Here is a 14,536-nt window from a genome sequence, read left to right on the forward strand (position 1 = left end):
CTCGTTCAGCGGGTCAGGGCGCGCACTTTGTCCGCGGCGTCGCCGAAATTCTGGTCGGCGGCCTTGCGATACCACTCAAGCGCCTGACGCTTGTCTTTGCGCGCGCCGAGTCGTCCGCGTTCGTACGCCTGTCCCAGTGCGTATTGCGCCGCCGCGTGTCCACCGTCCGCGGCGCGTGTGTACCAACGCAGTGCGGCCGACTGGTCCTTCTTGATGCCGCGCCCGCGCTCAAGCGCGAGCGCGAATTGAAACATCGACTCGATGTCTCCATTGTTGGCCGCATCGGTGAACCACTTCGTGGCCTGCTGGTCGCTGCGCCCCGTTCCCCGACCTTCGAGGTACAGCATTGCCAATTGTCGCTGGGCCAGCGCCTTCCCGCTTGCCGCCTCGCTGGCGCACGCGTCAAACGCATCGTTCCATGCCCCAGCGGTAACGTGCTGCTCACAGAGTGATCCGCGGCGACGGGTGGGATTGTCGGCGACCCGTGGCGGAGTTGGCACCTTGGCTGCGGATTTCGACGGAGCAGGCGTTGGGGCAGGTGCCTTTGCCTGCTCCTTGGCCTTTGCAAGCGCCGGCTTGGTGACGGCCGTCGGCTTCGGGGCAATCGGCAACGCCGGGACGACAGAGTCGACCTGGCGCGCCGAGTCGACCACCGGTGCGGCCACCGGTGCCCTGACTGCAGTCACCATCGGCGCCACGCGTGCATCACCGGCATCCGGCGAAGGCAGTGTCAGTAGGGCAATCGCCACGACCATCAGTCCCGGCACGGTGACTCCAATGATCACTTTCTCGTGCGCGTCAAGCGCGCGTCGAGTGGGTGGTGGTGCCGGTGGCTGCGAGGAGGGTGCGGGCATTGCGGCAGACGTGGCGTGATCCCTGGGAGGATGATCGCGAATATAGCCCCTGACTTGCCGATTTCGCGAAGTAGTCACCAAGTTCTGCGCATGCGCGAATCCGCGGGACGGCCAAGACTGAGTCTTCGTGTGGGGATCACGGGTCACCGATGGCGCGAGTCGCATCACGCGGCGGACGAGCGCCTCGATCGGAGCAACGCCGACGACGTGCAGCGCTCACTACGCACGGTATTCATACGTGTTCGAGCCGCAGCCGACCTCGTGCAGCGCCGGCACGCAGGGCTGTTTTCGGCCGAGCCGCCGCTACTGTCGCTGGTAAGTGCACTCGCCGAGGGTGCGGACGAGCTCGCTGCGATGGTGGCGAGCGAACCCGCGATCGGCTTCGCGCTCGACATTGTCGCACCGTACGACCTCGCCTCGCATGCCACGCGATGTGCGCCGGGCACGCCCACGCGCACGCTGTGGGATGGTGCCCGGGCCCGGCTGATCCTCGACGGAGTGCCGCTGGCGGACCAACCGCAACCGGGCGAGCGCCAGGCACGACACGAGGCCACGCTGATCGAAACCAACCGTCGACTGGTCTGGAATTGCGACCTGATGATTGCGGTCTGGGACGGGCGCGACGCGCGAGGCGATGCCGGAACCACGCACGTCATCGAACATGCGCGCGCTGAGGGCTTGCCGGTGATTCACGTGCATTCGGTGACGCCAGGTCATGTGGCCCTGCTGGATGCGATTGGCGCCGAGACCTTCGCTGTAGACATCTGGAGCGCCATTGATGAGGTCGTGACCCGTTTACTCGAAGCCCCGGATTCGCATCACGCGCGCGAGCACGCCGTCGCCGGCCGGCCTCGTCACGAGGCGCACGTTCGCCAACGCGCGTCATTTGCCATTCATCGCGCGCTCACCGAGTACGTCAATGAGTCGCCGCCCGGTATCATCGTGCGGCAGTTGGGTGCGCGCGTGTATGGGGTCGTGCAATGGGTGCTGGCCGGTACGGGCAACATCGCCAGCGGCGGTGCCATCCCGAAGTCACCCGATGCGGTGGCGATCCCCTGGGACGCGATCCCCACGGCGCTCGCAGTCAGTGAACGACGCGGCATGCTGATTGATCCGGCCTTTCGCCGCGCCGACTATTTTGCGTCGGCGTATGGGGCCCGACATCGCTCGACGTTTGCCACCATCCTCTTCTTCGCGCCTTTTGCGGTCGTGTGTGCCTGGGCCGGCAGTGTCGTCGGTGATCGGTACAAGCTGGCCTTCGCGCTGGGCGAACTGCTTCTGCTGGCGATTCTTACTGCGTTTTTCACGCGCAGTCGAAGCCTCCGCTTTCATGAAAAGTGGTTGGACTATCGGCTGCTGGCCGAACGCATCCGGCATCTCGGATTTCTCTGGCCGCTGGGGCGCAGTTCGCCGGTCATCCGCGTTCCCACGCACGCCATCCTCACCGATCCACGACCGGCCTGGGTGAACTGGTGGTATCGCGCGTTGGCGCGCGAAGCGGGACTTGCGCCTGTGCATCTCGACGCCGCTACCGTTGGCGCACTGGCCAACCAAATCACTCACGATCTTGTGGCAGCACAACTTGAGTACAACCGCTCGGCACACGAGGTCGCCCATCGCGCCGAACATCGATTGCACCTGATGCCATGGATTCCGCTGCTGCTGGCGCTGGGCGCGGCGTTGGGGCATGTCCTTGAGCACTTGCACCTGCTGCATCTGGAACCCGCTGTGGTGGTCGCGCTGACGGGGATCGGTATTCTCGGCCCCGCGTTCGGCGCGGCACTGCACGGCTTCGCCAGCCAGGCGGGATATCAGGAAATCGGCATCCGCACCGAAGCCAGTGCCCAGCAACTGGAACGCTTTGCGCAGCGACTGGCCGAACTCGACCTCACGCTGCCCCTGGCCAGCAACGCACTGGGCGAGCTGGCGCTGTCGGTGGCCGATGTCATGGGCGAAGATCTGGCGGGATGGCGAGTCGACTATCTGGCGCGACCCGTGAATCCACCAGGATGATCCGTTGCTTCCCGCGTCTCCCCGCGTAACGACATGCCTCGTCGCAAGAAGATCTTCCTGAGCTACCGGCGCGGTGACACGGCAGGTCACGTCGGACGACTGCACGACGAGCTCGTGCGCGTCTTTGGCGCTCACCGCGTGTTCATGGACGTGGGCGGTATTGCCCCCGGGGACGATTTCGTCAACGTGCTGCGGCAAGGACTCGCCGAGTCCGTGGTAGTGCTGGTGGCCATGGGTCCGCGTTGGGCCGGTATCAATGATGATGGCACGCGACGCATCGACGACCCCAATGACTTTGTTCACCTCGAAGTGGCGACCGCGCTGGCCGATTCGCGGGCCCGGGTCATCCCAGTGCTCTGCGAAGGCGCCAAGATGCCAACGGACTCGTGGTTGCCGGCACCGCTCCGCGCACTCACCCGACGCCAGGCGTTTGAAGTGAGTGACATGCGTTGGCGTCACGACGTGGATGCCCTGTTCGACGCCGTCAAGCACTCGGTTCCGGTTGCGGGGCGTTTCAAACGGGCGGCGCTGCGCGCGGCCGGCGCGCTCGGTCTGGTGGCGCTGCTGGCAGCAGGTGCCGTGTGGACCGTGCGGACACTCGCCGAACGATTCGCCGACGACGCGAAGACCCCGGGCAATCGAACCGCAGGGGTGCTGCCCCGTGATGGTTCGTCGGGCAATCAGGCGACGCGTGATCGGTCTCGACGCGGCGACACGCCGATGCCTTCGGCACCACCACCTCGCGTCGTCCCTCCCAACGTGATCAGCTCGGTTGCTGGAGAGCTTGCCCGCGCGCGCCGTGAGTGGGTGACCGACGCGGTGGTGACGTCCATTGACCTCAACTGCTCCTCCGGACGCGACGGCGCATGTCCCTTGCGAATTCGCCTGTACTCAGCAAGCCGCGTCGCCAGCCTCGATGCGTCGCGCGAGGCACCCGACTCGGCGTGGACCTATCGGCAGAATGGCGGATCGAGCCGAACGCCGGCGTTGTCACTGGAGATTGTCGAGCTGGACCGGATTCTGGCGGCCATGCGCGCCGAGGGGATCACCAGTGATCTCGATCGGGCCCGACTCGAACAGGTCCAATTGCAAAATGGCACAACCGCGCCGCGGTGGACCATCTGGCCGCGCGATCGACAGCAGGCGGGTCGGGAGGGACGATTGTGCTACGAGCCGCAGAGCGGGACACGCGTAGACTGTCGCACCGGCCAATGAACGCGCGCCGGCGACGTCGGCATCGGCTGCAGGACGCGCTGCCGCGAGTTACTCGCGCATCCAGTGACAGGTATACCCGCCAGGATTCTTCTGCAGATAGTCCTGATGGTACTCTTCGCCGCGATACCACGTCGACGCTTCCGCGATTTCCGTGGTAATCGGGCGCGGCCACTTTCCCGATGCGTCCACGCGCGCCTTCACGCGCTCCGCGGTGGCCTGCTGCTCCGGTGACGCATAAAAGATGGCCGAACGATACTGCGTTCCCGTATCGTTGCCCTGACGATTCTTCGTGGTGGGATCGTGCAGCTTGAAGAACCAGTCTTCCAGCAACGACTCATACGACAGCACCGACGGATCGAACGTGATGCGCACCGCTTCCGCATGACCGGACTTGCTGTCGTGCGTGTCGTGGTACGTGGGATTGGGTAACCAGCCACCCGTGTATCCGACTTCCGTTGCCACCACGCCGGGCACCGCCCGCAGAATCTCCTCGACACCCCAGAAACAGCCGCCGGCCAGCAGCGCCACCTCCGTGGCCGGCGTCCCGGCATCAGGAGACGTCATCACTTGGCGTTCTCACTGAAGATCGCCTTGAACTCCCCATATCCGGCCGGCTCCAGCTCGGCCACCGGAATGAAGCGTAGCGATGCGGAGTTGATGCAGTAGCGCAGTCCGCCTTCCGCGCGCGGGCCGTCCGGAAACACGTGACCCAGATGCGAATCGCCGTGGCGCGAGCGGACTTCCACCCGCCGCATGCCATGCGATACGTCCACTTTCTCCTCGACGTTCGGTGCCACCGGCCGCGTGAAGCTGGGCCACCCGCTGCCGGAATCGAACTTGTCGGTTGAGGCGAAGAGCGGCTCGCCGGTCACCACGTCCACGTACAATCCAGCCGCATGGTTGTCCCAATAGGCGTTTCGAAAAGGCGGTTCGGTGCCGCACTGCTGGGTTACGGCGTATTGCTCGGGCGTCAGGGTACGCGCGAGTTCGTCAGGCGAAGGCTTGGTGTAGTCGGACATGGCAGTCGAGTGGTCCAGGTGACGGTCGTGATCTTCACCGCTAATCAGTAATCCCCTTATACCCGTGTGGGTTCCATCCCTGCATCTTACTCCCCATGACCTCCATCGCATTCCTCGGAACAGGCCTGCTGGGCTCGGCCTTCATTGAAGCCGCTTCGGCGCGCGGCGACTCCATCACGGTCTGGAACCGAACCGCCAGCAAGGCGCAGGCACTGACACGCTTTGGGGTGTCGGTCGCCGATTCCCCGGCCAACGCGGTTGCTGGTGCGAATCGCGTGCACTTGGTCCTGAAGGATGATGCCGTCGTCGAAGCGGTGATTGCGGCGCTCCGGCCTGGGCTGTCGTCCGACGCCATCATCGTTGACCACACCACCACACAACCGGTGCTCACGGCCGAGCGCGCGCGGCGACTGAATGCGGCCGGTGTGCATTACCTGCACTGCCCCGTGTTCATCGGCCCGGCGGCGGCGCGAAAGGGTGAAGGGTCCATTCTCGCTGCGGGTCCCGCCGAACTGTTCGAGGCCGTGAAGCCGGCATTGGAACGCATGGCCACCAAGGTGCACTACTTCGGTGAGCGCCCCGACCTGGCCGCCGCGTACAAGCTGTTTGGCAACGCGTTCATCATTGGGGTCAGCGCGTTGGTGGCCGATGTCTTCTCCATCGCGGCCAGCGCGGACGTGCCGCCACTGGACTCACTGAACGTGCTGGACTTCGTCAATCCGTTCACCACCATCGCCGGACGCGGACGCAACATGGCGGCGGGCAACTATGCGGCCAGCTTCGAGCTGGCCATGGCCCGCAAGGATGTGCGCTTGATGATGGAAACGGCCGGGGCATTGCCACTCGCCACACTCCCCGGCATTGCGGCGCGTATGGACAGTCTCATTGCCGACGGTCATGGCAGCGACGACCTGTCGGTGTTGGGCAAGGCGGCGATCGGAAAATGATGGTGTCATCCACAGTGCGCGCGCGCCGACCAGTGCGTCGAACTATCGCGACGGCGGTCGGCGGCGTCTCCGTGGCCTTGACCGCGGCGTGTGCATCGGCGCCGGCGACACCGCCGTCCACATCGTCTGCGACGGAGGCCAACCTTGGCCTCGTTGACACGCGCATCGGCACCGGGGCGCGCGCCACCACACGGCAGTGTCTGTATGTGCACTATGTCGGCACGCTGGCCGACGGTCGCCTGTTTGAATCGTCGCGCACACCGCTGCCCAACGGACAAACACCATCGCCAATCGTGTTCGAGTTGGGTACAGGGAGCGTGATGCCGGGTTGGGAGAAAGGACTACCGGCCATGCAGGTGGGCGGTACCCGTCGCCTGTTCGTACCGTATCGCCTGGCGTATGGTGCCAGTGGTCGACCACCAGCCATCCCGCCGCGCACCGATCTCGTGTTCGATATCGAACTCATGGCGGTAGCGGCACCGCTCCCGACGTCCAGCAACGCGCCACGCGCCGAAACCGCCCGCACCTGCCCGGCCTGGACGTCCGTCAATCGCCAGCGTTAATCCGCCGCTTCGTGTGCCCGTTGCTCCCGAATGAAACCGGGCCCCGGGGGGGGGTGCCGCGGCGCGGGGGCGGGGGGGGGCGCCGCCCGCCGGGACCCGCGGGGGGCGGGGGGCCCGGGGCCCCCGGGCGGGCCCGGCCGGCGGGGGCCGGGCGGGGGGGGGGCGGGGACCCCCGGGGGGGGGGGGGCCCGGGGGGGGGCGGGGGGGGGGGGGGGGGGCGGGCCCCCGGGGGGCGGGGGGGGGGCGGGGGGGGCGGGGGGCGGCCCCGCCCCCCCCGGGGGGGGGGGGGGGGGGGGGGGGGGGGCCCGCCCCCCCCCTGAAGAGACGACAACCCTTCGCAAGGCGGGTGTCCGCTGTCGTACTTTTCCTGCCAACTCTTCGCCATGTCAACCTCGCGGTATCGGTCGCGTGAATATGAATACGCCGCTTGAAACCCGCATCGGCGTCGGCATCCTGGTCGTGCGGGACGGGTGCGTGCTACTGGGCGAACGCCTTGGCAGCCACGGGGCGGGAACGTGGGCGCCGCCCGGCGGCCATCTCGAGGACGGAGAGGATATCGCCGCCTGCGCCGCTCGGGAATTGCGCGAGGAAACGGGTCTCCTGTTGGGTGACTGGCACGCGGGTCCGTGGAGTGTCGATGCGTTCCCGGAGATCGGCCGGCGTTATGTGACGCTGTTCCTTGTCGCGGACCGTCTTGATGGCGAGCCACAGCTCTGCGAACCCGACAAGTGCGCGCAATGGCGCTGGTTCCCATGGACCGACCTGCCCTCACCGTTGTTCAGTCCGCTGGCATCGCTGGTCGCTTCGGGACAACGACCGGTGGCTTGACCACGCGGAATGAAAAACGCAATTCCACCTGCTGGCGCACCGGCTCGTTGTTGCGCTTGGCAGGACGGAACTTCATGCGCGGCAACGCATCACGCACCGCCAGCGAGAACAGCGGATTGGTGGACTCCAGCGCGATGTATGTGTCCACATCCGGTCGTCCACTGGTGTCGACCACGAAGGTGGCCAGCACCGACCCCTCAATGCCCTTGGCCATCAGCGTCGGAGGATAGACCGGTCCTTCGCTGTCGGGATCGCGCGCCGCGGCCGAGTCGACTTCGATTTCCGAGAATACCGGCAGCGCCTCGGCCACGTGGGCCTCCGATGGCACCTTGTTGTCGCCGCCTCCGACAACGTCGGCGATGGCCAGTTCCTTCACCGCGGCAGCCGGCGGCGCACCTGCCTTCGGCAACTGATCCGGCACTGGTGTACCGCCCAGCGCGGCATAGCTCAATTGCTCCTGCACCGGGTGTGGTCGCGCTTGAACGAGCGGGGCCAGGAACGTCGGCTTGTCCGAGAGGGGTGCCTCGTTGGGCAGCACCACGCGAGAGTTGCACCACGGCCGCACACGATGGCCACCTGCGCCACGATACTCACGCCGTAGGCCAGGTGATGGGTTGGCGACAGGACGCGCCCTGATTCCAGCAGGGTGACCGGGACACGACGGATGACGGGCGCGAGTGGCATGCGCATAAGTGTGTTGCCAACGCCTCCCTCGAACCGCTTTCGTGCTGAAGCGCGCGAAAGACGGGACGGGTGGAGCGTCCAGACCTCGGGACCGAACGAGCCCGGGATCACTGCAACATCAGGGCGCCCCGATCCACGGGCAAGGGCCGTTCACCACCCGTTTCGCACGGATCACCCCGATGTCCTTCCGTCAGCCACCGGTGGTGCTGCAGCTTCCGGCTTGAACCAGTGTCCTCCCCCCCCGATCAACCGTGCCGTAGTCACATGATTGAGCGTGTCCTTATCGTTGACGACGAGCCACTGGCCCGCGAACGCATTGCCGACCTTGCACGCGCACTTGCGCCGTCTGCGACCTTGAAGGAAGCGGGCAACGGCGATACGGCCGTGGAATTGATTCAGGGCTGGGCGCCGGATGTGGTACTGCTCGACATCCAGATGCCCGCTCGCAGCGGATTTGAAGTGGTGGCAACGATCGGCGCCGAACGGATGCCGCCGACAATCTTCGTCACCGCGCACGATGAATTTGCCATTCGTGCCTTCGAGGTCGCGGCGGTGGACTATCTGCTCAAGCCGTTCGACGATGAGCGCTTTGCGGCCGCCTGGCAGCGTGTGACCACGCGACACAGCACCGGGGAGCTGGTCGCGCAGGCGCGCGTCCTCAGTAGCTTGCTCTCGACCAGTGGGGTGGCAGCCACGCTGCAAGCGCCAGCCGCCGGTCCGACGGCCGCGTGGACCGACCGCCTGGTGGTGAAGCAGGATCAGCGCACCATGGTGGTGATGCTGGCCGACGTGCAGTACATCGAGTCGGATGGCAACTACGTCATCCTGCACGTCGGGCGCGATCGGTATCAGTTGCGCGAGACACTCAGCAGTATCGAGTCGCGACTCGATCCGCATCGCTTCATGCGCATTCATCGTCGCACCATCGTGGAAATTCGCGCCATGAAAGAGTTGCAGCCGTGGTTTGGCGGTGATCAGATCATGATCCTGCGCGACGGCACGAAATTGCGGGTCAGTCGCAACTATCGCGCGGTCGTGGCGCGTCGTCTGGCGGGCGAGGTGTAGCGCCTCGTGAGTCCGGAGCGACGCTTTCGGCTGTTCCTGCTGGGATTCTGGATTGTACCGGCGCTGGTGGGCACACTCGGATTTCAGTTGGTACCATCGCGTCTCAACCCCGGCTTGTCGCTGGGCGCGTTATTGGTCTCGCAGCTGGGCATGTGGGGCATGTGGAGCCTCTGGTCGATGCTCATCTGGACGGTCGGCGATCGGGCGCCGTTCGAACGCCCGCATCTGATGCGCGCCTTCGCCGTTCACGCGCCCCTTGGCCTCGCTGTCGTGGTGGTGCAGATCCTGCTGCAGGCGGAACTGTCCATTGCCTTCGGCCTGACGCAACGTCGCGGACTGGAGAGCACGATCGTCATCGGCGTGCGTTCGTACGGCGACGTCTTCGTCGTGCTGTTCTGCGCCATCGTCGGGGCGCAGATCGCGTTTCGGTGGTATGCCAACTGGCAGGCGCAGCGCGTGGTGGCGGCGCGCATGGGCGAGGATCTCGCGCAGGCGCAACTGCGCGCGCTGCAGGCGCAGCTCAATCCGCATTTCCTGTTCAATGCGTTGAACTCGGTTGTCACGCTGATTGGCCGCGACCCGGCGCTGGCCCAACGGACGGTGGTGCGTCTGGCCGACCTGCTCCGTGCCACCTTGCGATCGGGTGATGCCCAGGAAGTCCCGCTGTCGCAGGAGCTCGAATTGACACGCCGCTATCTCGACATCGAGCAGGTGCGATTCGCCGACCGGCTTTCCGTGCGCTGGGATCTCGCCGATGATATCGAGACGGTCGTGCCGGCATTTGCCCTCCAGCCGCTGGTGGAGAACGCGCTGGTGCACGGGATCGCCCAACGGTCAGGGGCGGGAACGCTGGTTATCAGCGCCGGACGTGATGCGGGCGATGTTGTGCTGCGCGTGTGCGACAACGGACCGGGACCGCACATGCCGACGCGCGCCTCGAACGGGGCGGGCGTGGGCCTTGCCAATCTGCGCGCCCGACTCGAACGGCTTTATGGAGACGCCGCGTCGCTCACCCTGCAGGTGCGCGAAGAGGGCGGTGCCGAAGCCGTGTTGCGGATCCCCTTCCGACCAGTCGCGACCTGACCGGTTCGCGCGGTCGACAACGCCAACGGCACGCAGACGATCAGCGTCGGCTGCAACACGGTGCCGGGACGGCGCTGATGGTCATCGTACTTTTCCCACTGACTGTTCGCCACATACGCGAACCCACCGCGCCAGAGTGTGCCGATCGTCGGTTCATCGGCGAGTGCTGGCTGTCGGTCCAGTTCGTCCACGCGCACGATGTGCGTTTGGGTGCGGTCAAGCACGAAGCGGGCAACGCGTGCCGGCTCAATGCCATTTTGCACCGCAATGACGCCATCGTTGTGCCACACGATGCCGTCGATGCCAAGTGACGTCGAACCGGGTGCATCCAGAATGCGGGTCACGGAATTGGTCGACAGGTCCACGCACAACAATCCGTGGGAGTAGTCGGCCACCACCAGGCGCGCACCGCCCGGCACAACCGCAATCCCCTGGAGCGAGCGAAACAGCGGGTGACGAATCGACTCCAGTGCCGTGGCGCCGACACGCAACCGATAGAGCACCGGGGCATACGAGTCACTGGCGTACACGGTGCCATCGGCGGCGATGGCCAAGTCCCCAAGCAGATGCCGTGACTGATCCACGGCGACATCCCAACGCGCCTCAATCGCCCCGTCGGCGATGCGAACTCGCACAATCGCGGCCAGCGACGAATCGGCGGCCGTGTACTCCTGCATCATCGGAAGCCCCGCCGTCGTGGCATAGAGCGACCGACCGTCGGGGGACACGCGAACGCCGAGGACCGCGCCAATACGCGCGGCACGCGACAGCTGAAGATCGCGCACGCGACCATCCGCGCCGATTTCGTAGATGGTACGGTACCGCACGCTTGCCACGTACAGCGCATCGGTGCGCGGGTTCGCGTCAATGCCCTCGGCGAAGACGGCACTGTCACGCAGCGTTGCCACCACCCGCCCCGCGGCCAGCGGTGCCGTATTGCGTCGTAAGCGATCCACCGCACCGCCAAGGTGCGATTCGCGAGTCAGCCGCTGCACGGCCGAGTCGGCCAGCAATGACGCCCCCCCGTGCAAATCCGCCAGCGCTTCAACGGCCTCACGTACCGCGGCCGTGTCCGACACGCGGGCCGCGATGCGCGCCGCGGCGGTCCAATAGGCCGGTTGCGTCGGCCAGGCGCGTGAGGCGCGCAGCAGCAACGGGAGTGTTTCACCCAGGGTTGCTGCCTGCGCGGCGGCACGGAACGATGCGCGCGCCTGTGACGCCGAGTCGACGATGGCCCGCGCCGACTGCGCCATCGCCGTGCGCGGCGCCGTTGCGCTGCAGCCGGTCGCGACAACCAGGGCGAACGCCACGCCAACATGCCGACGGGCGTTCCTGGCGCGTGCAACGCTCACGGGGTCTTGTCGCCGGGCACCACCGCGCCTGGTCGGGCGGGATTCCGATCGAGCGCTACTTGCGCGGCCTGCTGCAACGCCCGCACGTCGGCCTCCCCCACAGTGGTGCCGGGAATGGTGGCCGGTAGCTGACTTGGTCGAATGCCGATCGTGCGCTCGAGCAGTACCAGGGCGGCGGTATAGGTGCCGCGAATACTCGGATGCAGTCCGTCGCCACTGTACAGTGCGGCCAGGTCGCCGTGCGCGGTCCAGGCGTCGCCCGCTGGCGCGAAGATTCCGTCAATCGCCGACGCGGCATCGCGATACGACTTGAGCACCGACGGAAAATTGCCCAGGACGTCTGCGGTCGGCCACACCATGAACATCACCGGCACCGCGCCGGCGGCCCGGATTGGTGCGGCAAACTGCGTGGCCCACGTTCGCAGGTTCACCTGGCTCGCCGCCAGCGCCGACGATCCTTGCTGCATGACCACGTACTCCCACTTGTGTTGACTCAGCGAACGACGGGCCGTGCCTTCGGCCCAGTGGTCTTCCAGCGCGAAATCGGGAAACGCCACCACGGCGGCCTGCACACTGTCGTTGCCCGCCAGTCGTGCCAGCGCGATGTACATGCCCGGCAGGTTGTTGCTATAGGTGAGGGAATTGCCGATGAACAGCACGCGGGTGCCGCCGGTGGCGATGCCCGGCGCGGCGGGGGACTGGCCGTGACATCCGTTGGCCACGGCCAATATTCCTGCCAGTCCGACTACCATCCTGGTGAACGATCGGCGATTTGTGCGCATACTGCAGAATAGGTCCACACGACTCGGCACGCGCTCACGAACGGACGGGACGTGCGCACCGGCGGCCCTGCCGTGAGCCGTCGGTGGTCAACGGTGCCTGGGGGTGTTCCAACGCGGGGACATCCCATAGCGTTGCTTCTTCGACGATTGTCGTCCTTTCACCCAAGATCCTCCCCATGCGAATCATCGCTCCACTCCGTTCGCTCGCTGCGTGCGCGCTGCTCGTTGGCGCAGTGGCCGGAACCGCCCAGGCTCAGGCAACCGCACCAATCATCGGGCGATGGGATCTCACCGTCCAAGGGACGGCGGGCGCCTACCCGTCATGGGTTGAAGTCAGCCTGTCGGGGGTTCGAACGCTGGTGGGCCGTTTCGTGGGTGGGGGCGGCAGCGCCAGACCCATCGCCCGGGTGGAATTCGCCAACGGCACGATGCGATTCGCCATTCCCCCGCAGTGGGATCGCGAGGAAACGGACCTCAAGTTCGAAGCCGTATTGGAATCTGACGCGCTCACCGGAACCATCACCAACCCGAACGGCGAGAAGCAGCCGTTCACCGGCAAGCGCGCGCCACTGTTGCGTCGGTCAGCGCCAGTCGTGTGGGGTGCACCCGTCCCGCTGTTCAACGGCAAGGACCTCGCCGGTTGGAAGCCCAGTGAAGGCACCAACCAGTGGAAGGCCGTCGACGGCGTGTTGCAGAACGCGAGAGGCGGTTCGAATCTCATCACGACCGCCACGTACAACGACTTCAAGCTGCACGTCGAGTTCAAGTACCCGAAAGGCGGCAACAGCGGCATCTATTTGCGCGGTCGCTATGAAGTGCAGGTGGAAGATGTGGGCAATCTTGAGCCGCTTCCGGTGCACCTTGGCGGCATCTATGGATTCCTCGTTCCCAACGAGAACGTCGCCAGGGGCCCCGACGTGTGGCAGACCTTTGATATCACGCTGATTGGACGGCGCGTCACCGTGGTACTCAACGGCAAGACCATCATTGGCGACCAGACCATCCCCGGCATCACCGGCGGCGCACTGGATAGCGATGAGAGCGCTCCGGGTCCGATCTATCTGCAGGGCGACCATGGTCCCGTGGCGTATCGCAACATGATCATCACGCCGGCCAAGTCAGGGGCCCGGTAGCGCATGGACGAAGTCGCCCTGTCTTTTGATCGTGCGGTTGCCCTCGCCACCCGTCTCGACAACGAAATCGGTCGCGTCATCATCGGACAGCGACAAGTCCGCAAGGAAGTGCTCATCTGTCTGTTGGCGGGTGGACACTGTCTGCTGCGCGGCGTCCCCGGCCTGGCCAAGACACTGCTCATCAAGACCCTGGCCGATGCGGTGCAGCTCAAGTTCAACCGCATTCAGTTCACGCCTGATCTCATGCCGTCCGACATCCTCGGCACGGAAGTCATCGAAGAGGACGTGGCCACCGGCAAGCGACACGTGCGCTTCATCGCCGGTCCGGTGTTCGCCAATATCATTCTCGCCGACGAAATCAATCGCACGCCGCCGCGCACCCAGTCGGCGTTGCTCGAAGCCATGCAGGAGTATCAGGTGACCGTGGGCGGTGTGCGCTATCCGTTGGAGCGACCGTTGTTCGTGTTGGCCACGGAGAATCCCATCGAGCAGGAGGGCACGCATCCGCTGCCCGAAGCACAGCTCGATCGCTTCATGTTCAATGTCGTGATCGACTATCCCGATGCCGACGATGAACGCCGCATACTGTCCGACACCACCACCGGCGCCGATCGCACCGTGTCGCAGGTGGCCACAGGTGCCGAGCTCGAGGCGGCACGTCGCCTGGTGCGCGATCTCCCGGCCGCGGCCAATGTCGTGGACTACGCGCTGCGACTCATTCGCGCCACGCGCCCTGATGATGCAAGCTGTCCGGCCGAGGTGCGGCAGTGGGTGCGCTGGGGCGTGGGGCCGCGTGCGGGGCAGGCACTGATACTGGGCGCCAAGGCGGCCGCATTGCTCGATGGACGCACCGTCCCCTCGCTGGACGACGTGACCCGCGTCGCGTTGCCGGTGTTGCGTCACCGATTGCTCGTGAACTTTCGCGCTGAAGCCGACGGCGTGTCGGCCGACCGGGTGATCGGGTTCCTGCTCGCCGCAGTCCGTCCGTAGGTGACCGT

General features: G+C 65.9%; 15 protein-coding genes. 9 read left to right on the forward strand and 6 right to left on the reverse strand.

Annotation, left to right across the window (positions count from 1 at the left end; genetic code table 11):
• Positions 1–5: 5 nt before the first annotated feature.
• Positions 6–854: a sel1 repeat family protein gene (locus IPP90_22275; GenBank protein ID MBL0173363.1), complete on the reverse strand. Its 849-nt coding sequence runs from the start codon at positions 852–854 to the stop codon at positions 6–8.
• Between the two features lie 90 nt (positions 855–944).
• Here IPP90_22275 and IPP90_22280 point away from each other — a divergent pair, with 90 nt between their 5' ends.
• A complete protein-coding gene (locus tag IPP90_22280) occupies positions 945–2,867 on the forward strand; it encodes a hypothetical protein (protein MBL0173364.1) in 1,923 nt (640 codons plus the stop codon).
• Between the two features lie 33 nt (positions 2,868–2,900).
• A complete protein-coding gene (locus IPP90_22285) occupies positions 2,901–4,082 on the forward strand; it encodes a toll/interleukin-1 receptor domain-containing protein (GenBank protein ID MBL0173365.1) in 1,182 nt (393 codons plus the stop codon).
• 48 nt (positions 4,083–4,130) lie between these two features.
• Here the strand turns inward: IPP90_22285 and msrA are convergent, their stop codons facing one another.
• A complete protein-coding gene (gene msrA / locus IPP90_22290) occupies positions 4,131–4,646 on the reverse strand; it encodes a peptide-methionine (S)-S-oxide reductase MsrA (protein ID MBL0173366.1) in 516 nt (171 codons plus the stop codon).
• Positions 4,646–5,101 carry a peptide-methionine (R)-S-oxide reductase MsrB gene (gene msrB / locus IPP90_22295; protein ID MBL0173367.1) on the reverse strand — a complete coding sequence of 152 codons (456 nt, stop codon included), beginning with the start codon at positions 5,099–5,101 and terminating at the stop codon, positions 4,646–4,648. The genes msrA and msrB overlap by 1 nt, the downstream gene beginning before the upstream one ends.
• A 95-nt stretch (positions 5,102–5,196) precedes the next feature.
• Between msrB and IPP90_22300 the strand changes: the two genes are divergently transcribed.
• The 3 genes from IPP90_22300 to IPP90_22310 all read left to right on the forward strand — a co-directional run bounded on the left by IPP90_22300 (position 5,197) and on the right by IPP90_22310 (position 7,439).
• Positions 5,197–6,048: an NAD(P)-dependent oxidoreductase gene (locus IPP90_22300; protein MBL0173368.1), complete on the forward strand. Its 852-nt coding sequence runs from the start codon at positions 5,197–5,199 to the stop codon at positions 6,046–6,048.
• The gene (locus IPP90_22305; protein ID MBL0173369.1) at positions 6,048–6,611 is read left to right on the forward strand and encodes an FKBP-type peptidyl-prolyl cis-trans isomerase; all 564 of its coding nucleotides are present in this window, start codon (positions 6,048–6,050) and stop codon (positions 6,609–6,611) included. Before IPP90_22300 ends, IPP90_22305 begins: the two co-directional genes overlap by 1 nt.
• 414 nt (positions 6,612–7,025) lie before the next feature.
• Positions 7,026–7,439, forward strand: coding sequence for an NUDIX domain-containing protein (locus IPP90_22310; GenBank protein MBL0173370.1), 414 nt, complete (start codon positions 7,026–7,028; stop codon positions 7,437–7,439).
• Here IPP90_22310 and IPP90_22315 read toward each other — a convergent pair.
• Positions 7,390–7,980: a TonB family protein gene (locus IPP90_22315; GenBank protein MBL0173371.1), complete on the reverse strand. Its 591-nt coding sequence runs from the start codon at positions 7,978–7,980 to the stop codon at positions 7,390–7,392. The genes IPP90_22310 and IPP90_22315 overlap by 50 nt on opposite strands.
• A gap of 407 nt (positions 7,981–8,387) precedes the next feature.
• On the opposite strand from IPP90_22315, the gene IPP90_22320 reads away from it, so the two are divergent.
• Positions 8,388–9,188: a response regulator transcription factor gene (locus IPP90_22320; GenBank protein ID MBL0173372.1), complete on the forward strand. Its 801-nt coding sequence runs from the start codon at positions 8,388–8,390 to the stop codon at positions 9,186–9,188.
• A gap of 6 nt (positions 9,189–9,194) precedes the next feature.
• On the forward strand, positions 9,195–10,271 hold the full coding sequence (locus IPP90_22325) for a histidine kinase (protein MBL0173373.1): 1,077 nt from the start codon (positions 9,195–9,197) through the stop codon (positions 10,269–10,271).
• On the opposite strand, the gene IPP90_22330 is transcribed toward IPP90_22325, so the two are convergent.
• Positions 10,178–11,623 (reverse strand): hypothetical protein, encoded by a 1,446-nt coding sequence (locus IPP90_22330; GenBank protein MBL0173374.1) that lies wholly within the window; start codon positions 11,621–11,623, stop codon positions 10,178–10,180. The two genes, IPP90_22325 and IPP90_22330, sit on opposite strands and share 94 nt — an antisense overlap.
• Positions 11,620–12,405, reverse strand: coding sequence for an SGNH/GDSL hydrolase family protein (locus IPP90_22335; protein MBL0173375.1), 786 nt, complete (start codon positions 12,403–12,405; stop codon positions 11,620–11,622). The genes IPP90_22330 and IPP90_22335 overlap by 4 nt, the downstream gene beginning before the upstream one ends.
• Before the next feature lie 176 nt (positions 12,406–12,581).
• On the opposite strand from IPP90_22335, the gene IPP90_22340 reads away from it, so the two are divergent.
• Positions 12,582–13,538 (forward strand): DUF1080 domain-containing protein, encoded by a 957-nt coding sequence (locus IPP90_22340; protein ID MBL0173376.1) that lies wholly within the window; start codon positions 12,582–12,584, stop codon positions 13,536–13,538.
• A 3-nt stretch (positions 13,539–13,541) separates the two neighbouring features.
• Positions 13,542–14,528, forward strand: coding sequence for a MoxR family ATPase (locus IPP90_22345; protein ID MBL0173377.1), 987 nt, complete (start codon positions 13,542–13,544; stop codon positions 14,526–14,528).
• The last annotated feature ends 8 nt before the right edge of the window (positions 14,529–14,536 follow it).

Source organism: Gemmatimonadaceae bacterium (assembly GCA_016720905.1).
Lineage (GTDB): Bacteria > Gemmatimonadota > Gemmatimonadetes > Gemmatimonadales > Gemmatimonadaceae > Gemmatimonas.

Excerpts from the sequence above, each read along its gene's own strand:
- IPP90_22280 (MBL0173364.1), top strand. The coding sequence starts at position 945 with ATGCGCGAATCCGCGGGACGGCCAAGACTGAGTCTTCGTGTGGGGATC.
- msrA (MBL0173366.1), bottom strand. The coding sequence starts at position 4,646 with ATGACGTCTCCTGATGCCGGGACGCCGGCCACGGAGGTGGCGCTGCTG.
- IPP90_22305 (MBL0173369.1), top strand. The coding sequence starts at position 6,048 with ATGGTGTCATCCACAGTGCGCGCGCGCCGACCAGTGCGTCGAACTATC.
- IPP90_22345 (MBL0173377.1), top strand. The coding sequence starts at position 13,542 with ATGGACGAAGTCGCCCTGTCTTTTGATCGTGCGGTTGCCCTCGCCACC.
- IPP90_22320 (MBL0173372.1), top strand. The coding sequence starts at position 8,388 with ATGATTGAGCGTGTCCTTATCGTTGACGACGAGCCACTGGCCCGCGAA.
- IPP90_22285 (MBL0173365.1), top strand. The coding sequence starts at position 2,901 with ATGCCTCGTCGCAAGAAGATCTTCCTGAGCTACCGGCGCGGTGACACG.
- IPP90_22275 (MBL0173363.1), bottom strand. The coding sequence starts at position 854 with ATGCCCGCACCCTCCTCGCAGCCACCGGCACCACCACCCACTCGACGC.
- IPP90_22310 (MBL0173370.1), top strand. The coding sequence starts at position 7,026 with ATGAATACGCCGCTTGAAACCCGCATCGGCGTCGGCATCCTGGTCGTG.
- IPP90_22300 (MBL0173368.1), top strand. The coding sequence starts at position 5,197 with ATGACCTCCATCGCATTCCTCGGAACAGGCCTGCTGGGCTCGGCCTTC.
- msrB (MBL0173367.1), bottom strand. The coding sequence starts at position 5,101 with ATGTCCGACTACACCAAGCCTTCGCCTGACGAACTCGCGCGTACCCTG.
- IPP90_22340 (MBL0173376.1), top strand. The coding sequence starts at position 12,582 with ATGCGAATCATCGCTCCACTCCGTTCGCTCGCTGCGTGCGCGCTGCTC.
- IPP90_22335 (MBL0173375.1), bottom strand. The coding sequence starts at position 12,405 with ATGCGCACAAATCGCCGATCGTTCACCAGGATGGTAGTCGGACTGGCA.